The sequence below is a fragment of the Flavobacterium foetidum genome, assembly GCF_004634245.1.
Taxonomy (GTDB): domain Bacteria; phylum Bacteroidota; class Bacteroidia; order Flavobacteriales; family Flavobacteriaceae; genus Flavobacterium; species Flavobacterium foetidum.
Genome location: NZ_SJTF01000004.1, coordinates 230661 through 254140, shown reverse-complemented (window position 1 = coordinate 254140; position 23480 = coordinate 230661). Strand labels below are relative to the sequence as shown.

General features: G+C 35.7%; 17 protein-coding genes and 1 tRNA gene. 12 read left to right on the top strand and 6 right to left on the bottom strand.

The window, feature by feature from the left end:
• Nucleotides 1-82: 82 nt before the first annotated feature.
• From E0W73_RS07665 to E0W73_RS07645, 5 genes are all read left to right on the top strand, one after another.
• On the top strand, nucleotides 83-682 hold the full coding sequence (locus E0W73_RS07665) for a TetR/AcrR family transcriptional regulator (protein WP_135221501.1): 600 nt from the start codon (nucleotides 83-85) through the stop codon (nucleotides 680-682).
• A gap of 80 nt (nucleotides 683-762) precedes the next feature.
• On the top strand, nucleotides 763-2094 hold the full coding sequence (locus E0W73_RS07660; protein WP_135221500.1) for a TolC family protein: 1332 nt from the start codon (nucleotides 763-765) through the stop codon (nucleotides 2092-2094).
• A 9-nt stretch (nucleotides 2095-2103) separates the two neighbouring features.
• Nucleotides 2104-3171, top strand: a complete 1068-nt coding sequence (locus E0W73_RS07655) for an efflux RND transporter periplasmic adaptor subunit (protein WP_135221499.1) — start codon at nucleotides 2104-2106, stop codon at nucleotides 3169-3171.
• 132 nt (nucleotides 3172-3303) lie between these two features.
• Nucleotides 3304-6480: an efflux RND transporter permease subunit gene (locus tag E0W73_RS07650; protein ID WP_135221498.1), complete on the top strand. Its 3177-nt coding sequence runs from the start codon at nucleotides 3304-3306 to the stop codon at nucleotides 6478-6480.
• Nucleotides 6481-6917: 437 nt separating this feature from the next.
• A complete protein-coding gene (locus E0W73_RS07645; RefSeq protein WP_135221497.1) occupies nucleotides 6918-8168 on the top strand; it encodes a TCR/Tet family MFS transporter in 1251 nt (416 codons plus the stop codon).
• Between the two features lie 267 nt (nucleotides 8169-8435).
• Here the strand turns inward: E0W73_RS07645 and E0W73_RS07640 are convergent, their stop codons facing one another.
• From E0W73_RS07640 to E0W73_RS07620, 5 genes are all read right to left on the bottom strand, one after another.
• The gene (locus tag E0W73_RS07640; RefSeq protein WP_135221496.1) at nucleotides 8436-8873 is read right to left on the bottom strand and encodes a retropepsin-like aspartic protease; all 438 of its coding nucleotides are present in this window, start codon (nucleotides 8871-8873) and stop codon (nucleotides 8436-8438) included.
• On the bottom strand, nucleotides 8843-11479 hold the full coding sequence (locus E0W73_RS07635; protein WP_135221495.1) for a CHAT domain-containing protein: 2637 nt from the start codon (nucleotides 11477-11479) through the stop codon (nucleotides 8843-8845). The genes E0W73_RS07640 and E0W73_RS07635 overlap by 31 nt, the downstream gene beginning before the upstream one ends.
• A gap of 391 nt (nucleotides 11480-11870) precedes the next feature.
• The gene (locus tag E0W73_RS07630) at nucleotides 11871-13823 is read right to left on the bottom strand and encodes a PKD domain-containing protein (protein ID WP_135221494.1); all 1953 of its coding nucleotides are present in this window, start codon (nucleotides 13821-13823) and stop codon (nucleotides 11871-11873) included.
• Nucleotides 13824-14005: 182 nt separating this feature from the next.
• Complete coding sequence (locus E0W73_RS07625) at nucleotides 14006-14977, bottom strand: hypothetical protein (protein WP_135221573.1); 972 nt, start codon at nucleotides 14975-14977, stop codon at nucleotides 14006-14008.
• Between the two features lie 400 nt (nucleotides 14978-15377).
• Complete coding sequence (locus tag E0W73_RS07620) at nucleotides 15378-15677, bottom strand: hypothetical protein (RefSeq protein WP_135221493.1); 300 nt, start codon at nucleotides 15675-15677, stop codon at nucleotides 15378-15380.
• A 129-nt stretch (nucleotides 15678-15806) separates the two neighbouring features.
• On the opposite strand from E0W73_RS07620, the gene E0W73_RS07615 reads away from it, so the two are divergent.
• The 5 genes from E0W73_RS07615 to E0W73_RS07590 all read left to right on the top strand — a co-directional run bounded on the left by E0W73_RS07615 (nucleotide 15807) and on the right by E0W73_RS07590 (nucleotide 20798).
• Nucleotides 15807-16391: an RNA polymerase sigma factor gene (locus E0W73_RS07615; RefSeq protein ID WP_135221492.1), complete on the top strand. Its 585-nt coding sequence runs from the start codon at nucleotides 15807-15809 to the stop codon at nucleotides 16389-16391.
• A gap of 2 nt (nucleotides 16392-16393) precedes the next feature.
• Nucleotides 16394-17119, top strand: a complete 726-nt coding sequence (locus tag E0W73_RS07610; RefSeq protein ID WP_135221491.1) for a tetratricopeptide repeat protein — start codon at nucleotides 16394-16396, stop codon at nucleotides 17117-17119.
• A gap of 680 nt (nucleotides 17120-17799) precedes the next feature.
• Entirely contained in the window at nucleotides 17800-18579 is a 780-nt protein-coding gene (locus E0W73_RS07600; RefSeq protein WP_135221490.1) for a TatD family hydrolase, read from the top strand.
• A gap of 64 nt (nucleotides 18580-18643) precedes the next feature.
• Entirely contained in the window at nucleotides 18644-19780 is a 1137-nt protein-coding gene (locus E0W73_RS07595) for a 1-acyl-sn-glycerol-3-phosphate acyltransferase (RefSeq protein ID WP_135221489.1), read from the top strand.
• Entirely contained in the window at nucleotides 19770-20798 is a 1029-nt protein-coding gene (locus tag E0W73_RS07590; protein ID WP_135221488.1) for an asparaginase, read from the top strand. Before E0W73_RS07595 ends, E0W73_RS07590 begins: the two co-directional genes overlap by 11 nt.
• Nucleotides 20799-21050: 252 nt before the next feature.
• On the opposite strand, the gene E0W73_RS07585 is transcribed toward E0W73_RS07590, so the two are convergent.
• Nucleotides 21051-22295, bottom strand: coding sequence for an MFS transporter (locus E0W73_RS07585; RefSeq protein WP_135221487.1), 1245 nt, complete (start codon nucleotides 22293-22295; stop codon nucleotides 21051-21053).
• Nucleotides 22296-22386: 91 nt separating this feature from the next.
• On the opposite strand from E0W73_RS07585, the gene E0W73_RS07580 reads away from it, so the two are divergent.
• Both E0W73_RS07580 and E0W73_RS07575 read left to right on the top strand, forming a co-directional pair.
• Complete coding sequence (locus tag E0W73_RS07580) at nucleotides 22387-23256, top strand: LysR substrate-binding domain-containing protein (RefSeq protein ID WP_135221486.1); 870 nt, start codon at nucleotides 22387-22389, stop codon at nucleotides 23254-23256.
• A gap of 58 nt (nucleotides 23257-23314) precedes the next feature.
• Nucleotides 23315-23401 (top strand) — tRNA-Ser (locus E0W73_RS07575).
• Nucleotides 23402-23480: the final 79 nt, after the last annotated feature.

Sequence of the window (23480 nt, the reverse complement as noted above, 5' to 3'; positions counted from 1 at the left end):
TGTAAAATTATTACAAATAGTACGGAAACTATTTTTTGTTTTTTAGTTTCCTCGTTATATTTGTAATGCAATGAGAGTAATAATGAAAGAGAAAATAATATCCAAAGCAAGTGAATTGTTTTTAAAACTCGGTTTTAAAAGCGTTACCATGGATGATATTGCAGGAGAAATGTGTATTTCTAAAAAAACGATTTACAAATATTTCTGTAATAAAGAAGTGCTTATTGAAGAAAGCACCTCAATGGTTCACAAGCAGGTTCATGAAATTATGGACACCATCGTTGCAAAAAATTATAATGCCATTCATGAGAATTTTGAAATCAGAGAAATGTTTCGTGACATGTTTAAAAACAACATCGACACCTCTCCAATTTATCAGTTAAAAAAGCATTATCCTGAAATCTATAAAAACATTTTGTCTCACGAAATTGATCAATGCACAAAATGTTTCAGAGACAATATAGAAAAAGGAATTCAAGAAGGATTATACCGCTCTGATCTGCATGTAGAGACCTACGTGAAGTTTTATTACACCCTTATTTTTCATATAAACGAAAATACGGTTTCTGAAAGTGAAGCTCAGAAAATAGAATTAGAAGCATTAGAATACCATACTCGTGCAATGGCTACAGAAAAAGGAGTGGCCGAGCTCGAAAAACAATTACAAAGAATTATCAATTAATCATCAATTTCCAAAATACTGCCTTTTAAATAGAGGGCGGTGATATATTTAATTTTCAAAAAACAAAATAATAACTACTTATGAAAAGAATCCTTCTTATAGTTTTGTGCATTACAGGCTTATCGGCCAGTGCACAGACAACTTTAACCCTGAAAGATGCGGTAAGTTACGCGCTTCAGAACAAAGCCGATGCCAAAAAGGCCAAGCTTCAGGTTGAAAACAGTGAATATAAAATTCAGGAGGTGCGCTCAAGAGCATTACCGCAAATTTCTGCAAACGGAAATTTAACCCATAATGCAATCATTCAGACTACGGTTATTGACGGAGCGGCTTTTAATGCACCAGGAACTGTAATTCAGGCTGCATTTGGACAGAAATGGATTTCTACTGCGGGAATTTCCTTAAATCAGACCATTTTTGATCAGTCCGTTTTTACGGGATTAAAAGCAGCACGATCTACTCGTGAGTTCTATCAGATCAACGACCAGTTAACAGAAGAACAAGTTATCGAAAGAGTGGCCAACAACTACTATTCTGTTTATGTACAACAGGAAAGATTAACTTTATTAGACAGCAATTATGTAAATACAACAAAAGTACGAGACATTGTACAAGGACAATTTGATAACGGTTTGGCAAAAAAAATTGATTTAGACCGTATTGTGGTACGAATGTCAAATATCGACACAGAACGTCAGCAGATAAAAAACCAGATTGCTTTGCAGGAAAATGCACTGAAATTTTACATGGGAATGCCTATCGAAACTCAAATCGTACTGCCAAAGGAAGAATTTGAAGTAAGTCCGGTTGCCTTAACACAAGAGCCAAACATTGAAAACAGAACCGAATATCTGCTTTTGAAAAAACAAGAAGAGCTTTTGGTTTACAATAAAAAAGCAGTTCAAGCAGGTTATTATCCAACACTTTCTTTAAGTGCAGGTTACAATTATATTGGTCAGGGACCTCAATTTCCTTGGTTTGCAAAACCAGAAAAAGGGGTATACTGGTCAGATTTCTCAGCAATTGCATTAAACTTAAACGTACCTATTTTTACAGGATTTGGAACTCGTGCCAAAGTAAGACAAGCTGATGTTGAAATCAGATCGCTTCAGGAAGACATCAAAGACACGAAACTTTCTCTTGATTTAGATTATAGAAATGCAATAACGCAGATCAATAATAATTTGGTAACTATCGAAAATCAGAAAGAGAATATGCGTTTGGCTGCAGAAATTCTTAGCAATACCAACAACAATTATCTTCAAGGATTAGCATCTTTAACAGATTTGCTAGATGCACAAAATGCATCGCTTGAAGCAGAAAACAATTATACAAGAGCAGTTTTAAATTATAAAATTGCCGAAATATCTCTAATCAAATCAAAAGGCGAACTAAAATCTCTTATTAAATAACTAATTACAATGAAGAAAATAATTATAACAATCGTAATCATAGTCGTGGCTTTAGTCGGGATTAACTACATCTTAAATAAAAATAAGGCAGAAAACGAAGGCAAGACTGCAATTGTAGCAGAAAAAAACGCAGCGGTTTCTGTAAAAGTAGCAACGGTAAAAACAGAAGATGTTAATCTTGGTTTTACCGCAAACGGAAATTTTGCACCAATTCAGGAATTGACTTTCTCTGCTGAAAAATCTGGAAAAGTAATCAGTGTTTTAGTAAAAGAAGGTGATTATGTGCGAGTAGGACAGACTCTTTTAACAGTAAGAGGTGATGTTATCAATGTAAATGCTCAGGCAGCCGAGGCAGCTTATCAAAATGCAAAATCTGATTATACAAGATACGAAAATGCATTTAAAACAGGCGGCGTTACGAAACAGCAACTAGATCAGGCAAAATTGGCTTTAACAAATGCACAGTCTAGTTATACTCAAGCTAAAATCAATGTTGGAGATACTAGAGTTAAGGCTCCGATTAACGGATATATCAACAAAAAGTATGTTGAACCAGGATCTATTTTAGCAGGAATGCCAGCAACTGCTTTATTTGATATTGTAAATGTTTCTAAATTAAAACTGACTGTTACAGTAAACGAAGCTCAAGTAGCAAGTTTAAAATTAGGAAATACGGTAAACATTACAGCTAGTGTTTATCCTGATAAAACATTCTCTGGAAAAATTACGTTCATTGCCGCAAAAGCAGATGCTTCTTTAAACTTCCCGGTTGAAATCGAAATTACAAACAATGCTAACAATGACTTGAAAGCGGGTATGTACGGAACGGCAAACTTTGGTTCAAACAACCAAAAACAAAACTTAAAAGTGGTTCCTAGAAATGCATTCGTAGGAAGTGTAAGCAGCAACGAAATCTTTGTAGTTGAAAACAACACTGCTAAACTGAAAAAAGTGGTTGCTGGAAGAATTTTAGGTGATAAAGTTGAAATTATCAGCGGTTTGAATGATGGTGAAATTGTAATTGTTACAGGTCAAATCAACTTACAAGACGGAAATACAGTAGAAATTATTAAATAAAAGTAATTAGTGGTTGAGGGTTTTAGTCCTTAGTCCTTAGTTTTTTAGTACCTGGCTGGGTGTCATTAAAAACTAAGTGCTAAAAAACTAAGGACTAGGAACTAAAATACTAAGAACTTAATAAAAAGACATATGAAATTAGCCGAAATATCAATAAAACGTCCGTCGTTGGTAATTGTACTGTTTACAATTCTGACATTAGGTGGATTGTTCAGCTACAGCCAGTTGGGCTACGAGCTGATCCCAAAATTCGAAACCAACGTTATTACGGTTTCCACTGTTTATCCGGGAGCTTCTCCAAGTGAGGTTGAAAATACCGTTACCAAGAAAATTGAAGATGCGATTGCATCCTTAGAAAATATCAAGAAAATCGACTCGAAATCATATGAGAGTCTTTCAATCGTATCGATTACATTGACTTCAAATGCAAATGTTGACATTTCGATGAACGATGCACAACGTAAAATTAATGCGATTTTGAGTGATCTTCCAGACGATGCAGATCCGCCGTCATTGACTAAATTCTCTTTGAGTGATTTACCAATTATGACGCTTGGCGCGAATGGTAAAATGGATGAAGCAGCTTTTTATGATTTGATTGATAAAAAGATTGCGCCGGTTTTATCTCGTGTACAAGGGGTTGCTCAGGTAAACATCATTGGTGGTCAGGAGCGTGAGATTCAGGTAAATCTTGACGCGGTTAAAATGCAAGGATACGGACTTTCGGTTCCTCAGATTCAGCAGACTATTCTGACTTCGAATCTGGATTTCCCTACTGGAAATATCCAAACTCGTAATCAGAAAATCTTAATCCGTTTAGCGGGTAAATATAAAAACGTTGAAGAATTAAGAAACTTAGTAGTTTCTTCTCAAAACGGAATTCAAGTTCGTTTAGGAGACATCGCTGATGTTCAGGATACTCAAAAAATTGCAGAGAAAATTGCACGTGTTGACCAAAAAAGTGCGATTGTTCTTCAAATCGTAAAACAGTCAGATGCAAATGCCGTTGCGGTAAGTGAGCAGTTGATTAAAACAATCAAAACATTAGAGAACGATTACAAATCTGCTCAATTGAAGTTAGAAGTAGCAAAAGACAGTACGGTCTTTACTCTTGAAGCGGCAGACTCTGTTGTACATGACTTGTTGATTGCGGTTATTCTGGTAGCATTCGTAATGTTGTTCTTCTTGCACAGTATTAGAAACTCATTGATTGTAATGGTATCTATTCCTGCCTCTTTGATTGCAACGTTTATTGGAATTTACTTATTAGGTTATACGCTTAACTTGATGTCGTTGCTTGGTTTATCTCTCGTGGTTGGTATTCTTGTGGATGACGCGATTGTGGTATTGGAAAATATTTACAGACACATGGAGATGGGTAAAAGCCGAATCCGTGCCGCTTACGACGGTACTGCAGAAATTGGAGCAACTGTAACTTCGATTACTTTAGTAATTGTGGTGGTGTTCTTGCCAATTGCAATGAGTACAGGATTAGTATCAAACATTATTACACAATTCTGTGTTACGGTAATTATTTCGACGATGTTCTCGTTATTGGCTTCGTTTACAATTATTCCGTGGTTATCTTCTCGTTTCGGAAAACTGGAACATATTGAAGGTAAAAATCTTTTCGGAAGAATCATTCTTGGATTCGAAAGCTACTTAACTCGTTTTACCGACTGGGTATCGAATTTGCTTAACTGGTGTTTAGATCACTACATTAAAACAATGGTAGTTATTGTGGTAATGTTCTTCGGTACAATCTTCTGGTTAATGGGAGGCGGATACATCGGAGGAGAATTCTTCGCATCATCTGATAGTGGTGAGTTCTTAGTGCAGATTGAGATGCCAAAAGATGCTTCGTTAGAGCAGACCAACTTTATGACGCAAAAAGCAGAAGCTTTCTTAAAAGGAGAAAAATATGTTTACAGCCAAATTACAACAGTTGGTCAGACCAGTGAAGGTTTAGGAGCAGCTCAGGCAACAGCATACAAAGCAGAGATTGACGTTAAAATGATCGAGCAAAAAGATCGTACAGACGACGCCAATGTTTATGCAGCAAAAACAAAACGTAAACTAGAGAAAATATTAGTTGGGGCTAAAGTAAAAACAGTTCCGGTTGGTATCTTAGGTACTGCTGAAGATGCAACTTTAGGTTTGATTGTAACTGGTCCAAACGTAGAAAGTGCGATGAAATTTGCCAAAATGGCCGAAGCTGAATTGCGTACTATTCCTGGAACAACCGAGATTAAATTGACAGTTGAAGACGGAAATCCTGAAATCAACGTTCAGGTTGATAGAGATAAAATGGCAGCATTAGGATTAACACTTCAAACGGTTGGTTTAACGATGCAGACAGCTTACAGCGGTAATACAGACGGTAAGTTTAGAGCTGGAGAATACGAATATGATATCAACATCAAATACAACGAATTTGACAGAAAAAATATCACAGACGTTAGTAACCTGATTTTCATCAACAATGCAGGTCAGCAGATTAAATTAAACCAATTTGCAACAATTACAGAAGGTTCTGGACCAAGTAAATTGGAGCGTAGAGATAAAACGGCTTCTGTAACCGTACAAGGACAGAACGTTGGGGTACCGGCAGGAACAATCGTTCAGCAATGGCAGGAAAAACTAGATAAGTTGAAAAAACCAACAGGAGTTAACTACATCTGGGGTGGTGACCAAGAAAACCAATCAGAAGGATTTGGTACTTTAGGGATTGCATTATTAGCGGCTATTATCTTGGTTTACCTTGTAATGGTTGGATTATATGACAGTTTCGTTCACCCGTTTGTTGTATTGTTCGCAATTCCGCTTTCGTTCATTGGAGTTTTATTTGCCTTGGCATTGACAAACAATACTTTAAATATCTTTACCATCTTAGGGGTCATCATGTTGATTGGTCTGGTGTGTAAGAATGCGATCATGCTTGTGGATTATACCAATCAACGAAGAGCAGCTGGAGAATCTATCAGAAGAGCGTTGATTCAAGCAAACCACGCTCGTTTACGTCCAATCTTGATGACGACAATTGCGATGGTATTCGGTATGTTCCCGATTGCATTAGCATCTGGAGCCGGAGCTGAATGGAAAAACGGATTGGCTTGGGTAATTATCGGAGGTTTGATTTCTTCATTATTCCTAACGTTGATTGTGGTTCCGGTTATCTATGATATTATGGAGAAAATCATTAGAAAATTCTCTAAAGGAGAGAAAATCGACTACGAAGCCGAAATGGTTGCCGATTATGAGCATACAGAATTAAGCGAAGACGGTTTCAATCCGAAACATACTCATTAATAGTTTTAATTTTTGATAGAAATTCCAAAGTCCGAATTGGAATTTCAAAATGAAAATCCCAGATTCCTTTAAAATGAATTTGGGATTTTTTTTGGCTAAAATTATTTCACGCAGATATTACAGATTTTAGCAGATTTAAAAAAGACTACGTTTGTATTAAATATAGCCTGTGGTTTCAACCACAGGAGACGTATTATATAGATTTTGTACCCGTGGTTAAAACTACGGGTTATGTTGAGCAAAAGGATAAATATTTTAGCAGATCAGATTAAAAAATCAGCCTTTATCTACCTAAATCTTTTTTAAATCTGAGTGAAAAAAATAGCACTATAAATTGGAATTTGGAATTTGAGCTTTGGAATTTAAACTTTGAGTTTTGGGATTTTTTTATTGTTAATTGAAAAAGCTGTTTATTTGCATTATCTTACAAAACTACTATGTTACAAAAAGACAAATCTGCAGCGATTGGTTTCATTTTCATAACCATGTTGATTGATATTACAGGATGGGGAATCATCATTCCTGTGATTCCAAAATTAATCGAAGAATTGATTCACGGAGACATCAGCGAAGCCGCAAAAATTGGCGGTTGGCTGACTTTCGCGTATGCGATAACTCAATTTGTATTTGCTCCTGTGATTGGAAATTTAAGCGATAAATTCGGAAGAAGGCCGATTATTTTAATTTCCCTTTTCGGATTTTCGATGGATTATATTTTACTGGCATTTGCACCAACCATTACCTGGTTATTTGTAGGAAGAATTATTGCCGGAATAACTGGAGCAAGTATTACTACGGCTTCAGCTTATATTGCCGATGTGAGCACTGCCGAAAACCGGGCTAAAAACTTTGGTTTAATTGGAGCCGCTTTCGGTTTAGGATTTATTATCGGACCTGTAATTGGCGGACTTTTGGGCCAATATGGATCTCGTGTTCCTTTTTATGCAGCAGCAGTATTATGTATGCTTAATTTTCTGTACGGATTTTTTATTCTGCCTGAATCATTGAAAAAAGAAAACCGCAGAGCTTTTGAGTGGAAAAGAGCAAACCCTATCGGAGCGATTCTCGGACTAAAAAAACATCCTACTTTGATTGGCCTTATTGCGGCAGTATTTTTCTTGTATGTGGGCGGACACGCGGTACAAAGCAATTGGAGTTTCTTTACCATTTACAGATTCAATTGGGATGAAAAAATGGTCGGAATTTCATTAGGGATAATCGGTCTTTTGATTGGATTGGTACAAGGACTTTTAATTCGATGGATCAATCCGAAATTAGGGAATGAAAAAAGCATTTACCTAGGATTGACATTGTATACTATCGGAATGTTGTTGTTTGCCTTTGCTACAAAAAGCTGGATGATTTTTGTGATTTTAATTCCGTATTGCCTTGGCGGAATCACGGGACCAGCACTGCAATCGGTAATTGCAAGCAAGGTAAAACCCAGTGAACAAGGAGAAATTCAGGGAACTTTGACCAGTTTAATGAGTGCTTCCTCTATCATCGGGCCGCCCATGATGGCGAATGTTTTTTACTTTTTCACACACGACGAAGCCCCTTTTAAATTTGCGGGAGCGCCTTTTATATTAGGCGGAATTTTAATGTTATTGAGTACGGTTGTAGCTTATTTTTCGTTGAAAAAACATACGGCTCCAAGAACAGAAATAGAGAATCAGGAAGCCATATAAAAAACTAAAGACCCCTCCAACATTAGGCAGCTTCGGAGAAGCGAGATATTTATAGAAATCGTATTAATATTAATTACGAAGCTCCAGCGGAGCGACATATTTTTAACGAAGCTATTTCGCTCCGCTGGAGCTCCTTTATATCGATGATTAAATTTCTATAAATATTTTGCTCCGCTGGAGCAGTTTTACATAAAAATAGGTTTGTCTAAAAAGTGAGACAAACCTATTTTTTATTATTTGGAATTTGGATTTTTTTTATTGTAATTTCTACTTCAAATACAAATAATGATTAAAATAATCAATAATCGCTTTTCCTTCCAATAGAACATCGGCGCCTATAATGCCGTGAACAGGTTTCGCTTTAAACGATTGCAAAGCTTCATTTACATGCGAAAGATCAAAAATTACTAGACTGAAATCTTTATTTTTCCATTTGCCCAATTCTAGTTTGTTTTGAGAAGAAACCTGTGTTTTCATTCCGGTTGCGCCAGCCCCAGAAGCTTTTGTTTTAGAATTTTTAGCGGCCAGTTCAAAACGTTCGATACATTCAAAACCAACACAAGTATTAGATGCGCCTGTGTCGAGAATAAACGTTCCGCTGATGCCGTTGATTTTGGCTTTTATCTGAAGATGCTGTGTTTTGGTAATTTTGAATTTTATTTTTTTGTATTTCTCTATTTTGAGAATTTCGTGAAGATTTTCCATTTTTTTCTATTCTTGATTCCCAAAAATAAAGCAATTACAGCCAAAAAGCTAATGATGTAAAAGATATAATTAGAAGATTTTTCAGGAGTTTCGATAGTTCCGTAATACACAAAAGCACTCCAATAGTAAGGAGATTTTTTGGCGTTCGGAATATTTTCATCTTTTAGAAATGCTCTTTTTGCATTAGCGCTAGCTTCTGCAAAAGAAGCATTCTGTTTGATTTCTCCGTAAAAATAATCCATAAAAACAGAGGTCGTATAATCGTTTACATTCCATAAAGAAAACAAGAGATTCTGCGCTCCCGCAAACTGAAAACCTCTTGCCACGCTCATCGCTCCTTCTGCTTTAAACAATTTTCCGATGCCTGTCTCGCATGCACTCAAGACAACCAAATCAGGATTAAGCTGCAAGTTGTACATTTCTGAATATAAAATTTCGTCATCATAAAATTTGATGCTTGCAGGGTCTTCCAAATTTCCCGCAGACGCATGAGTGCTGAGGTGAATAATAGATTTTCCGGCAATATTGTTTTTGAAATTAGAAAAAGAGGCATTTTCATTCTCAAAAAACTGTCCGTCGAAATTATGTTTTATTGATTGTAATTCATTTTTAGAAAAACGAAGTGTATAATTTGTATTTTCAAAAATTGGAAAAATGCCAAGAATACTTTTTTTGCTGTTGGAAAGAGGAACAGAATTCAAGTAAAACTGAGCCGAATTATTATAAGCAATATCAAAATCATACAACAGATATTGCATTTTTGAAAAGTTAGTTGTTTCAGATTTTGTCGTAATTAAAGCTTCAAAAGGAAGAAAATCTAAAATGCCATCTGGAATTATGATTAGGTTTTTCCTGTTTTTTGATTTTGGAATTTTAAGTTTTTGATAGATTTTATTGCTTATAAGAGTATAGTTTTTAGGGTTATTGGTGATTGTTTTGGCATCATTAAAATAATCGATAAAACCCGCTAAATCAGAAAGTCCTCTATGTTCTAAAGAAATAGAATACAATTTTATTTTTCTGTTTTCTAGAGTGAAATTATAAATACGATGCAATCCAAAAAAGTATTCGACCAAAACGGCATTTTCATTTTCTAGCTTATCTTGTAGCTTTTGCAAATCAAAATCATTTTGATTTTTTATACTGTTTTTTGTTTGCTTCGATTTTAAGAGCAACATCAATTCGTTTTGTTTCTTTATAGCTTCGTTGATTTTTGAAATGTCTGCCAATACAAGCTTTTGCTGTTCTTTTAAAATAATAGTATTCCAATTTTGCAATTGCTGCAAAATCAGTTTTTGCTCTCTCGAAAGTAATTCAGAGTTTTCAAGATGATTTTTTAAAACTATCGATTTTGTTTTTTCAGACAACAGAAACGCACTTTCGATATAACTTTGCTTTTTCTCTTTTTCGAAAAGCCAATTGTAGATTTCGATGCATTTTTCGGTTCGGTTTCGGTTCCTGATTTGTGTTACAATCTTAGAGTTTTCGTAAACCAAAAGAGCCTGAAGCAGTTCTTCTATATGAAACGATAGTTCAAAAGTTTTTAAGGCATTTTTGGGTTCGTTTTGTGCGGCATAAATTTCTGACTGAAGATCTAAAGCATCAAGCAAAACTGTTTCAGCATAAAGCGAATTTACATCTGGAAGCGAATTTTTAGAACCTCTAAATTTAGGAATCAGGATTTCAAAAATATTGTTTATACGCTGCGAAGCTTCATTAAACTTTTCCTGTTTGAAATACAGAAAAGCATTCTCGTAATAAAGTTGCGCGATTTTGCGAGGCTCGTTCCCAGTATTTTTTTGAAATTCAATTGTCGCTTTCGCTAAAAATGACTCAGCAGCTTTCAGGTCATTTTGTTCGATTTTAAGTTTGGCTAAATTTCGATAAGCATTTGCCAATGTTTCGCTTTGTGATTTGTTATTTTGTAATAAGGAAATCGCTTTTAAAAACGAATTTTCGGCTTTGTTGATACTGCTGAATTGTACATCAGGATTTATATTTTCCAATAAATAATTGGCACCGAGATTATTGTACAAAATACCTTTTTGAATAGACGAAAGCTTTTCGGTTTTGAGCATTTTGTCAATCAATTCAATGGCTTTATCAACGTTTCCTGTGTTTTGATAAACATTTGACAGATTGAGAATTGCCGCAACTTTCTGGTCTTTGTTTTTTTCTTCATTGGCAATAAAATAGTACTGTTTGATGATGTTTTCGGCATTTTTATAATCGCCCAAAATGGTATACAAATTCCCTAAAGGCTTTAAACAGAATTCGACAATATCATAATTCTTCAGCTTGTATTTCTGATAAGTCATCCAGGCATTTTCATAGCTTTTGACTGCTTTTAAAGTCTGTCCAAACTGATTTTCGTAATAGGCTTTGTTGCAATTCAGAATAACAATTGCTAATAATTCGTCTTTGGTTTTTGGCTTAGGGCTTTTCCAGAAATCATTCTCTATATTCTTGAGATTTTGTAACGCTTCCGCAGAAGGATTTGTGGTAAAAATATCAACAGCGTTATATATTTTATCCTCCTGATTTTGTCCGAAAACATTCAGACTCAGGAAAAGGAAGATAAAACCATATAAGTGATATAATTTCATATAAAGTTGTTTTTTTGCCACAACCCGAGCGATAGCGAACAGGCGAAGCAATTTCACGAATTTTCACAAATCAAAAATCCAATAATAAGCATTATGACTGCTATTAAACAGACTATTTTTTTTAGGCCACAGATTAAAAAGATTTTTAGGATTTTTTGTTCCGGTCTCTAAATCTCGGGATGAGATTGGACTGTTTGTTTTAATCTGTGTTAATCTATATAATCTGTGGCAAAAATTTGTTTAAACCTGAGTTATGAATAATCATATAAGCATTATTTAAAATTAGTGGAAATTAGCCAAATTGCTTCGCCTGTTCGCTATCGCTCGGGTCGTGGCAAAAGATCCTTTGGGAATCTCTGTGGAACCTTTGAGCATCTTTGCGAAATAACCTCTAAAATTTCCAAATTCCATAAACCTGAAAATAATTAAAATTCTGTTCAAAACTCATCACATAACGAGCGCCGAGACTTGGTCCAATTCTCGCAAAACCAGCCGTTAAATCCAATAAAAGCCCTGTTTTTACATCTGTAAAACTGTTTTTTATTTTATCAGAACTACTTGTAGAGCTGATTAAAAAGTTCTCTTTATCGCCTTCATAAGTATCAATCTTTATACTCTGATTTTGCTCAGAAGAAACATTGATATTCGCCTGAATTCCCGCACCGATTCCGATATAATTATTGATGTTGTACCGAATTAAAACCGGAATTTCCCAATTGATGTTTTTGTTTTCAGTCGTAGTCGTAGTACGGACTAACTGTCTCGTACCGTTGGCATTGGTATTGAATTGGTCGGAGATATTCGTTGCGCTGTTGTATTGGTTAAACGCGTTTTCCCATTCAACTTGCCAATAAAAGCGATACGATTTAAAAGGCGAAAGTGTTGCTCCCACAAAATAACTGGTCGATTTTTCTAAGTCGGGATAAAAATTATAACCCGCTTTGGCGCCAATCGAAATTCCGGGTAGGAATCGGGTAGTGGCGTAGTTGGTAATAATAGGTTCGTTTTTGTCAAAAATAATGGCTGTTCTGCTTTTGGTTTTTACCTTATGAAAATCTTCGCCAAACTTCATAGAGTATTTTACAAACCCTTTAGTAGAGTCTTTTTCTTGCACGTTTTTTTGTTCGCTTCCGGGCAGATAAATATTTTTAAAAGTAAAAATGATCTGTTTTTGTTTGATAATGGTATCCAGACAACTCACGGTTGGTTCTTCTCCTTTTGGGCAAATTGGGCATTCTGGATACATGCTTTCAATCTGGAAAGTCTTTTTATCAAACATATCCGGAATATCGGTTTCTAAACGTATTTTTCGTGCCGGACCCTCGCCATTATTCTGAAAACGAGTCTTGAAATTCACCCTTTTAAAACGCACCAATCTATAATTCATGAATCTTCCGTTAGAACCCATTTTGTTTGGGTCGTGAGAAGTTACGATTTCCATTTCCAGTTTTTTGATTTTATGGTTTTTATAACTTCGGTTCGGAACAAATATACCGCGCATCGTAACCGTTGCACTGGTATCTTTAATCATTTCGGGAGTGGTTTTGAAAGTGTAAAAAACATTTCGTGTTTCGCCCGGATTCGCATCGTCGAATTCTAAAACAGAAACATTATGATAAGTTTTATTGGCATCGGCAAGAGAAGCATCCAAATCTTCTTCTGTAGTGGTGTTTCGATATTTTTTTGATTTCAAATTCGCTTCAGCAGAAGCTGTAAAATTATTAGAATCGTTAAGGTCGTTTACAGACGCGACAAGGTTTTCTTTTACTTCCCTCTCGCCAGCATATGTTCTGAAATCGCTTAATTCGAAATTGTTGTGTTTGAATTCTTTTTCGTTGTAAAAAAGATACAGTTTGCCGCTCGAAACATAATTCTCGAGATTTTGGTAACTTACCACCACTACCATTTCTTGTTCTGGAATCGGGTCGCAGTTTTTAATAATTGCAAAACCGTTTTGTTCTGCTATCGAAGCAATATCTTTATAATCGTGATCAGTGAGGTCGTTTACAGCCACTTTTTTCGGGCGTGTTGCAGGAGGTTTGCCGTTGTCGTAATTGTTGGTTACGGCAAGTCTTGTGGTGTATGTTCCCTTTTTTTTGTACACATGCTTGGGTTCTGCTTCTTTACTGTAATGCCCGTCGCCGAGTTCCCATAAATAAGAATAGCTTGGTTTTGGCGCACCCGCAATCGGAATCAAAGGCGGTGTTTCGGGTTTAAAACTAACGCGGTTTCCATTTTGCGCAAAACCAATAGAGGCTCTTCGTGTTATGGTGTCTTTAACTTTGGTTTGACCTATTGAGATAATAGAAAATAGAATAAAGAAAATAGACAATTGTGGTTTCATAGCAGCAAGTGTTTTTTAGCCCTGATGGGAATGGCATACTTTTTCTGGCTCTTTAGCTAGAAAAGATACAACAGACAACAGGGTCAGCTTCTAAAAATCATTAAAATGTTTTTAAAACTGGATTAAATGTAAAAAAAAGCGGTGAGCAAATCACCACTTTTTCTTAAAAAAGCATTTGTAAGTTACTGAATAGCATTGATTGCAGCAACCAGTTGGGCTTCTGTACCGACTGTTGTTTCGGATAGATTAAAGGTATAAACAGCATTGGCAGTTGTGGTTACTCCTTTTATTGCATAACGCCAGTTTCCGTTGTCCTCTGTTACGAAAATGATGTGGCAAGCAAGACCAATCGGAATTTGTCCGTAGTGTTCGCTAAAAAGACCTTGAGGCGTATAAGTGTCTAATTTTGCAAGGGCATTTGTTCCTTCTCCGTCATAAGAAAGGTAAACTGCGCTGTTTTTGTTATCGTAACCATCAGGAACATCAACCAGAATAGTTGTTTTAGGTCGTGGATCGCTGTAAAAACGATCGATATTAGTCCAGCCAAAATTTCCGAATGTTACATAATAATTGTTTCCTTCTCCTTGCACACCGCCTTTTCCGTCGGCTCCACGAGCATCTTTCCAAGCCAATTCACCCTCTTCATCAATAACTCCAGTCCATAAAGTCATTAAGTTATCATAACCATCTGTCAAAGCTGTAGGAACAATCATGTTCATTTGACATGTAGTTTGTAATTCGACTCCCCCCTGAGTTGCCTTGATGAAGAATTCTCCTCCCGAAATCAGCAGGTTTTTCTTTCCGTCAGCAGTAATTCCTATCGTTGGTTTGTTGGTTACCAGCATATTTCCTTTGTCAAAAAGTTCGATATATTCGATATTTACCTGACCCGTTACCGCATTTCCGTTTTTGGTTAAACAGTCGCCATTTATGTACAATTTTACGCCTTTTGCAGAAGTTAGGCTGACAACGCCATTTCCTGCAGTTATAGTAAAGTTTTGTGTGTTTCTTTTTACTCCTTTTTCGCTGATGCTCTTAAAAGCAGCTGCTGTTGGAGGCGAAAGTTTGATATCGTCACCATCGCTGTTGTCGCAGCTTGCAAAAGTTGTAATGGCCAATAATAAGAGTCCGATTTTTTTAAAATTTGTTTTCATCATTTTTAGTTTTATAAATCTGGCTTGATGTTATCAAGTGTTTTTCAGATTTGGTTAATTAATTTTTAGTTAAATCAATTCGGGTTTGATTTTGTTACCCTGGTTTTCAAAAAATATTTTTAAATGCTTTTACACCGTTATATCAATTAGCATTAAAAATTGTTACCCTATATTTTTGATTTTTTTTAAATGACAATTTGCTTAACGAACGAATAATTGACTAAGCATATAGAGGACACGGATAAAACAGATTTACTTCGTAAAAACACGTATTTTCACAGATTTACTACTTAATTTTTTTAATTTGATAAATGAAAAAAAATCCGTTTTAATCCGCGTCTGATTAGACAGATTATTTAATTGATTCCTAGTTGGTACGAGTAACGGACGGTCTTTTTATTTAAACAGAAAGACATTTATCTTCAAAAAGATTTCCGTCTTCGTCTACAGCGAGTAAAATGTCTTTTTTTCTAGAAAATTTTAAAATGAGGAAAATCCAGATTACAATCCATAAACCCAAAGTCATACAGCTCATAAATAAATGCAGCGAATGGTTTACAGTCTGTTTTTCTTTAGATAAAACTACATACGGCAGTTTTTCGCTGTATTCTGTAACAACGAAACCGTTGCGTTTTTTAGCGGCAATTCTCTCATAAAAACGAGCCATGCTTCTTTGGTTTGTAAATTGATAGGTTTCCATTTCTTTTAATTTTTTAATGGTTTTTAAAAGACTTTTCTATGTTTGTATACAATTAAGTGCCACTTTGTTACCCCTTTTTATAAAAAATTTTGAGATTCTTTTTTTAAATTAGCTGTTAAAACCTTTTTTATGGATCAAAACAAAACTCATCCTGACCAAAAATATATCGACGGACTTGCAGCCAATGATTCTGTAATTATTGAAATGATATACAAAAAGTTCGCCCCCAAGGTGTGTATGTTCATTACCAATAACTCGGGCGATAAGGACCAGGCGCAAGATGTGATTCAGGAAATATTGATTTTGCTTTTTAATCAAGCCAAAGCCAATAAGCTAAGGCTTACTTGTCCGTTTGATGCTTACTTTTTCTTATTGTGCAAAAGGCGATGGCTCAATGAATTGAAGAAATCCGAAAACCAAAGGGTAACAATTTATGAGCATGTCGTATCTACTAATGAATCTGCACAAGACTTAATTGCCCAGACAGAAGAATTTGATGAAAAGCAGCAACTTTTTGATACGATGTTTCAGAAACTCGGAGAAAAATGTCAAGAAGTTTTAAAGCTAAGTTTCAGCCTAAAAACGATGGAAGAGGTGGCTGCAAAACTGAATGTTACGTACGGTTATGTCCGAAAAAAGAAATCATTATGTGTAGGACAATTGACGCAGTGGATTCAAGAAGCGAAAAATTTTAATTTATTAAAAAACAAATAATCATGAACGAAGAACGCTATATCTTATTTGATCAATATCTTCAAGGCGAACTGACCGTTGATGAAAAAAGCAGCTTTGAGAAACAATTGGCCGAAAATCCAGAATTGGCAGCCGAACTAGAAACTTTCAAAGAAATGCATTTTCAATTGGAAAATAAATTTGGAATCGCACAAGAGCGAGAAGTCTTTACTGAAAATCTGACCCGAATTTCAGACAAGTATTTCCAGAAAAAGAAGCCAAAAATAGTTTCTATGAGACCGTGGTATTTTGCGGCAGCGGCTTCTGCAGCCATTATGTTCGGATTGTTTTTCTTTGACTATAAACATTATCCAAATTTTGAAGATTACAACCATCCAGAAAGTGCTTATTTTACAGAAAGAGGGGTGTCTGAAGAAACCTTAAAACAGGCCGAAGATAATTTTAATGGCAAAAGATATGCAAAGGCGGTTCCGCTTTTTGAAGCTATTTTAAAAGTAAACAATTCAGAAGAAATTAAATATTTCTACGGCGTTTCGTTACTTCAGGTAGATAAATATGTAAAAGCAGAAAATGTTTTTAAAGAGTTAGAAGCAGGAAATTCTGTTTATAAGGAAAAAGCAAAATGGAATAGGGCTTTGTCGAAATTAAAACAAGGAAAATATAAAGAATGCGAAGAAATTTTGCAGACTATTTCTCAGGATTACGAAGATTATGACCAAGTAGAACAGCTACTAGAAGAGTTAAATTAACATAAACAACATAAAACGGCAAAAAAAATGCTGCCTTTACGTGAAACCTCAATCGAATTTGGAATTTTAATTCTAAATTCGATTTTCTTTTATAAGAAATTGTCCCAAAAACAATCACTGAAAAAGTAGAGATGTGGACTATGATAATCAGCTTTAGCAGTCGGAACGTAGGCCACAGCCGGTGCAGACGGAAATGTAACTGAACTAGATTTTAAAACATTCCATACTAGATACACAGGAATTGGCGTTTATTATCCAGATAAACGCGAAACACAAAGAATTGGCATAGTTCCTGATATTGAAGTAAAGCCAACAATTAAAGGCATTCAGGAAGGAAGAGATGAAGTTTTGGACCGTGCTTTAGTATTTATTGAAACGGGTAAATAGTATTCATTACTTCTACTTGTCGTCCTAAGGAACGAAGTATCACACTAGTTGATCGTTAGAAAAAATGGGGGTTTTCTTTGCGATATAACTTTTGAGATTCTTCGTTCCTTAAGATGATAAAAAAAGCAACCTCTGTCAAAGTTTTTAAACTTTGACAGAGGTTTTTATCATTCTAAGCGTCATTTCTGAAAATGAAAATAGAGAAAAATCCGTTTTATCGACGTCCTCTAATCTCTACAAAATTGGTATTCTTTTAATATTGTCGTAATTTTGACGGCTTTAAATTTACACCATTGAATTCAACACCAATTATTACCGATACCCACACGCATTTGTATTCTGAAGAATTTGATCAGGATCGTGATGAAATGATACAGCGTGCCATTAACGCAGGAGTTACCCGATTTTTTATCCCTGCAATTGATGCTGCAGCAACACAGTCTATGTATGAGTTGGAAAAGAGTTATCCTGAAAATGTATTCTTAATGATGGGACTGCATCCTACTTATGTAAAAGACAATTATCTAGAAGAGCTGGCGCATGTTGAAAATGAATTAGCCAAAAGAAAGTTCTGCGCTGTTGGTGAAATCGGAATCGATTTATATTGGGATAAAACGCATTTAAAAGAACAACAGATTGCTTTTAAAAAACAGATTCAGCTGGCAAAACAATACAACTTACCTATTGTGATTCATTGCCGAGAAGCCTTTGATGAAATTTTCGAGGTGCTTGAAGAAGAAAAATCTGAAGATTTATTTGGGATTTTTCATTGTTTTTCCGGAACTTTAATACAAGCACAGCAAGCAATTTCGTACAATATGAAATTAGGAATTGGTGGTGTTGTAACTTTCAAAAACGGAAAAATTGATCAGTTTTTAGATCAAATCGATTTAAGACATATTGTTCTTGAGACAGATTCGCCTTATTTAGCTCCAATTCCGTACCGAGGAAAAAGAAACGAAAGCAGTTACTTAGTCAATGTAATTGCAAAACTGGCAGCGATTTATGGCGTTTCAGAAGAAGAAATAGCAGCAATAACAACGCAAAATTCAAAAGACGTTTTTGGGATTTAACCTGTGCCTTACAAAACTTTAATTTTTTTTTTGTTCTTTTGCCCACTTTAAACAATTATAAATAATGCAGAAATTTGATGCCATTCGACCGTTTTATGATTCCGAAATAAATGAAGCACTTCATGCGGTGGTCAATCATCCTATGATGAAAACCATGATGAACTTTACTTTTCCGGATGTAAAAGATGAGGTTTGGAAAGAGCAACTGAAGAAAACACATTCAATTCGTGATTTTCAATGCAACTTTATTTATAATACCATACAAAAAGTTCTCGAAAAAAGTTCTGAAGGCTTGACAACTTCTGGCTTTGAGAAACTAGAAAAAAACACTTCTTATTTGTTTATTTCTAATCACAGGGATATTCTTTTAGATACGACTTTGCTGAATGTCTGTTTGTTCGAGCATGGTTTGGTTATGACTGCATCTGCGATTGGAGATAATTTGGTCAAAAAAGCTTTTCTAGCAACTTTAGCAAAATTAAACCGAAACTTTTTGGTTTTAAGAGGTTTGTCTCCTCGAGAAATGCTGCAGAGCTCTAAACTGCTATCAGAATATATGGGACAATTGCTGCTGCGCGAAAATCGTTCGGTTTGGATTGCTCAGAAAGAAGGAAGAACCAAAGACGGAAATGACGAAACCAATCCTGGTGTTTTAAAAATGATCGGGATGGCTTCTGATGAAGAAAACTTAATGGATTATTTTAAGAAATTAAAAGTTGTTCCAGTTTCTATTTCATACGAATACGATCCGACTGATGTGTTGAAAATGCCTCAATTGATGGCAGAAGCCAACAACGAAGTGTATGTAAAAGATAAAAACGAAGATTTCATGAATATCATCAGCGGTATCATGGGAACTAAGAAACGAATCCATATTTCTGTTGGAGATGTTTTAGATGCCGAAATCGACCAGATTGTGGCTGAAAACGATAATGCAAACAAGCAGGTTTTGGCATTGGCACAAACTATTGATGATGTTATTCTGAAAAATTACCAGTTATGGCCGACTAATTTTATTGCGTACGATATTTTGAACGAAACAGACCGATTTGCTGATAAATACAAAGAAAGCGAAAAACAGCTTTTTGAACGTCGTTTAGAAATGCGTATCGGAAGTGATAATCCTGTTACCAGACAAGGATTTTTGGCAATGTATGCCAATCCGGTTGTCAATAAATTAAAATACCAAGATGTCATCTAAAGCAAAAATACTGCTGATTTATACCGGAGGCACCATCGGTATGAGCAAAGACTTTGAGACCGGAGCGCTTAAGGCATTCAATTTTGGGAAATTGATTCAGAAAATTCCCGAAATCAAGCAATTGGACTGCGAAATCGAATCTATTTCATTCGAACATCCAATTGATTCTTCAAATATGAATCCGGAAATGTGGACGAAGATTGCCACAATTATCGAGGATAGTTATGCTACTTATGACGGATTTGTAGTGCTTCACGGATCAGATACCATGTCGTATTCGGCTTCGGCATTGAGTTTTATGTTGGAGAATTTAGCAAAACCAGTAGTATTTACAGGTTCGCAATTGCCAATTGGAGATTTGCGTACCGATGCCAAAGAAAACCTCATTACAGCGATTCAGATTGCGTCGCTTCAAGAAAATGGAAAGCCAGTAATCACAGAAGTATGCTTGTATTTTGAATACAAATTGTATCGTGGAAACAGAACTTCAAAGGTAAATGCAGAGCATTTCAGGGCGTTTACTGCACCCAATTATCCAGAATTGGTAGAATCTGGCGTTCATTTAAAGTTGAACAAACATTTATTTCTTCCCATAAATAAAGATGCAAAACTGATTGTTCACAAAAACTTAGACAATCATGTTGCCATCATAAAAATGTTTCCTGGAATGAGCGAAATCGTTTTGGCTTCAATCCTCGCGACTAAAGGCTTAAGAGGAATTATTCTAGAAACCTACGGCTCAGGAAATGCACCAACCGAAGATTGGTTTTTAAATTTAATCGAAAAAGCCATCAAATCTGGAATGCATATCGTAAATGTAACCCAATGCTCAGGAGGAAGCGTCAACATGGGGCAATACGAAACCAGTACAGCCTTAAAATCTTTGGGTGTTATTTCTGGAAAAGATATTACAACCGAAGCAGCGATTACAAAATTAATGTATCTGTTAGGGCATAAGATTCCGCAAAATGAGTTTAAAGATGTTTTTGAAACTGCATTAAGAGGAGAGATTTCATAGTTTCAAAATTCCAAATATTTAAAATCCCAAATTCCATACTTTAGTTTTGGAATTTGGTTTTTTTTTTGTTGAAAATTTCTTTTAATGGCTACAGTTTGTCATTTCGAGGAACGAGAAATCTTCGCGAAGAGCTCCGCAAAGATTGGCAACTATTGGAACGGAGTTACTTGTGTGATTTGCTTCGCCTATTCGCTATCGCTCGAGTCTCGTTCCTCGAAATGACAAAATTGCTGGATAATTGGAATTTGGAATTTAATTTTTGGAATTTTGATATGGAACCGGACAAGTTTCCAAATCTTCATCCGTTGATTTATGTTTTTTATAATGTACATAAACAATCACAGAAAGAAGACAGATGACACCTTGAATCGCAACAGTAGTTCTAACGCCAAGAGAATGCGAAACATACCCAATAATAAGACTTCCTACAGGAACCATTCCCTGATAGGCCATCATATAATAGCTGATGCTTCTTGAGCGCATCTTGACAGTGCTTTTGGTTTGGATATAGATATTAATTGATGAGGTCTGTCCCATCATTCCGATGCCGCTTAATGTCATGCAGATCAAGGCTATGGTAATACTGTTAGAAACGGCTAGAATTATAATGCTGAAACCTAAAAGCAAGGTCGCAGAAAGCATTAATTTATCCATGTTTTCAGCCGATTTCAGATTGGCAGCATAAATCGCGGCAGCAATAGAACCGATTCCCGCAGCACTTTCAAACCAGCTGAAAGTTTCGGCATTTCCGCTGAAAATATCTTTTGCAAAAACGGGCATCAAGGTATTAAATGAAATAACAAACAAACTGCTGCACATAAGCATTAAAAGCATCCGTGCCATTTCGGTCTCTTTTTTGACATAATCAAAACCTTCTGCAAGATCATCGAGCATTTTCAGTTTGCTTTCAGCTTTTATATGCGGTGTGATCTTCATCATAAACAACGAAATCAAAACGGGAATGTAACTTATGAAGTTTCCGATAAAACAAATATCTTCACCGTATTGATGCAGTATGATTCCGGCAAGAGCAGGACCAGCTATACGGGCAAAATTAGTAAGAGTCGAATTCAGCGCAACAGCATTTGGAAGATCTTCTTTGTTGTCGACTATATCAATCATCATGGTTTGTCTGCAAGTCATATCAAATGCATTGATAATTCCCTGAATAAGGCTTAAAGCCAAAATAAAATTGATATTGTATATTTTGAGATAAATCAGCAAAGCCAAACTCCCGGCCTGAAGCATTGCCAGAGACTGCAGTACAATCATGGCACGATGACGATCGTAACGCCCGATGATGCTTCCTGCTAGAGGAGCTAGAAACAAAGACGGAATCATACTTAAAAAAGTGGCTAATCCTAATAAAAAGACAGAGCCTGTTATGCTGTAAACCATCCAGCTTACAGCGGTTTTCTGCATCCAAGTTCCTATAACCGAAACAGATTGTCCGTAAAAAAACAACTTGAAATTTTTAGATTTTAAGGCTTTAAACATGATCTTAAATTATTTGATACAAAGTTCGTAATTATGATTTCATTAGAAAAATTAATAATTTTACTTATTATGAGTAGTAAAACTTATTAATATGGAAATTTATCAATTGCAATATTTTATCAAAACGGCAGAGATACTGCACTTTACCAAAGCGGCAGAATTGTGTTTTGTAACACAATCGGGACTTTCGCAACAAATTAAAAAACTTGAAGAAGAGCTCGGTATGCCTTTGTTTAAGCGAATCGGAAAAAAAGTACAGTTGACCGAAGCGGGTTCTGTTTTTCTGATACATGCTAAAAAAGTAGTCGAAAATGTAGAAAACGGTAAGCAGGCGATTGAAGATTTAAACGAAATGATTGGCGGCGAACTAAGAATAGGCGTAACTTACATTTTCGGACTTTTGATTTTGCCCGTAGTCAACTCGTTTGCGAAAGCATATCAAAACTTAAAAATTGTGGTAGAATACGGCACAACAGAATCTCTAGAGCAAAAACTCCTTAATAATGAATTGGATGTAGTTATGGTGATTTCGTCGCACGAAATCGAGCCACCCATACAGAAAGTGCCTCTGTTTATTTCGAATATGGTCATGGCAGTTTCTAAAAATCATCCGCTGGCAGATTTGGGCAAAATAGCTTTCAAGAAGTTAGACGAAATTCCGTTGATTCTGCCCGGAAAAGGATCCAATTCGAGAGAATTTGTAGAAGAACTGTTTCAGAAATTCAACATGAAACCAAAAATTTCGATTGAATTGCATTCTATTCACGCCTTGCTTCAAATGGTCGAAAACAGCGATTGGGCAACCATTGTAGCCGAAAAAGCCTTAAAAGGCTGGGACCAACTCAAAGCGGTACAACTAACAGGAGTCATAACCAAGAGAGAATCGTTTATGCTGACTATCGGAAGTTATCAGAAAAAAGCGGTAAAACTCTTCATGGAAGAATTCAAGAACAGCATTTAAACAAACTGCAAATTTACTTTTGTAACTCGATTTTTTTTGTGTTCTTTGCAGACCAATTAGAAAGGTGTCCGAGTGGTTTAAGGAGCTAGCCTGGAAAGCTAGTATATGGGTAACTGTATCGAGGGTTCGAATCCCTTCCTTTCTGCGAATTTTAATTTAAATAATATCAAACCTCGGAATCGTTATTTCGGGGTTTTTTTATAACTTTCTCCAATTACCAAATC

What these genes read in the sequence shown, in the direction of transcription:
- E0W73_RS07665 (WP_135221501.1), top strand. Translation starts at nt 83, where the DNA reads ATGAAAGAGAAAATAATATCCAAAGCAAGTGAATTGTTTTTAAAACTC.
- E0W73_RS07660 (WP_135221500.1), top strand. Translation starts at nt 763, where the DNA reads ATGAAAAGAATCCTTCTTATAGTTTTGTGCATTACAGGCTTATCGGCC.
- E0W73_RS07655 (WP_135221499.1), top strand. Translation starts at nt 2,104, where the DNA reads ATGAAGAAAATAATTATAACAATCGTAATCATAGTCGTGGCTTTAGTC.
- E0W73_RS07650 (WP_135221498.1), top strand. Translation starts at nt 3,304, where the DNA reads ATGAAATTAGCCGAAATATCAATAAAACGTCCGTCGTTGGTAATTGTA.
- E0W73_RS07645 (WP_135221497.1), top strand. Translation starts at nt 6,918, where the DNA reads ATGTTACAAAAAGACAAATCTGCAGCGATTGGTTTCATTTTCATAACC.
- E0W73_RS07640 (WP_135221496.1), bottom strand. Translation starts at nt 8,873, where the DNA reads ATGGAAAATCTTCACGAAATTCTCAAAATAGAGAAATACAAAAAAATA.
- E0W73_RS07635 (WP_135221495.1), bottom strand. Translation starts at nt 11,479, where the DNA reads ATGAAATTATATCACTTATATGGTTTTATCTTCCTTTTCCTGAGTCTG.
- E0W73_RS07630 (WP_135221494.1), bottom strand. Translation starts at nt 13,823, where the DNA reads ATGAAACCACAATTGTCTATTTTCTTTATTCTATTTTCTATTATCTCA.
- E0W73_RS07625 (WP_135221573.1), bottom strand. Translation starts at nt 14,977, where the DNA reads ATGAAAACAAATTTTAAAAAAATCGGACTCTTATTATTGGCCATTACA.
- E0W73_RS07620 (WP_135221493.1), bottom strand. Translation starts at nt 15,677, where the DNA reads ATGGAAACCTATCAATTTACAAACCAAAGAAGCATGGCTCGTTTTTAT.
- E0W73_RS07615 (WP_135221492.1), top strand. Translation starts at nt 15,807, where the DNA reads ATGGATCAAAACAAAACTCATCCTGACCAAAAATATATCGACGGACTT.
- E0W73_RS07610 (WP_135221491.1), top strand. Translation starts at nt 16,394, where the DNA reads ATGAACGAAGAACGCTATATCTTATTTGATCAATATCTTCAAGGCGAA.
- E0W73_RS07595 (WP_135221489.1), top strand. Translation starts at nt 18,644, where the DNA reads ATGCAGAAATTTGATGCCATTCGACCGTTTTATGATTCCGAAATAAAT.
- E0W73_RS07590 (WP_135221488.1), top strand. Translation starts at nt 19,770, where the DNA reads ATGTCATCTAAAGCAAAAATACTGCTGATTTATACCGGAGGCACCATC.
- E0W73_RS07585 (WP_135221487.1), bottom strand. Translation starts at nt 22,295, where the DNA reads ATGTTTAAAGCCTTAAAATCTAAAAATTTCAAGTTGTTTTTTTACGGA.
- E0W73_RS07580 (WP_135221486.1), top strand. Translation starts at nt 22,387, where the DNA reads ATGGAAATTTATCAATTGCAATATTTTATCAAAACGGCAGAGATACTG.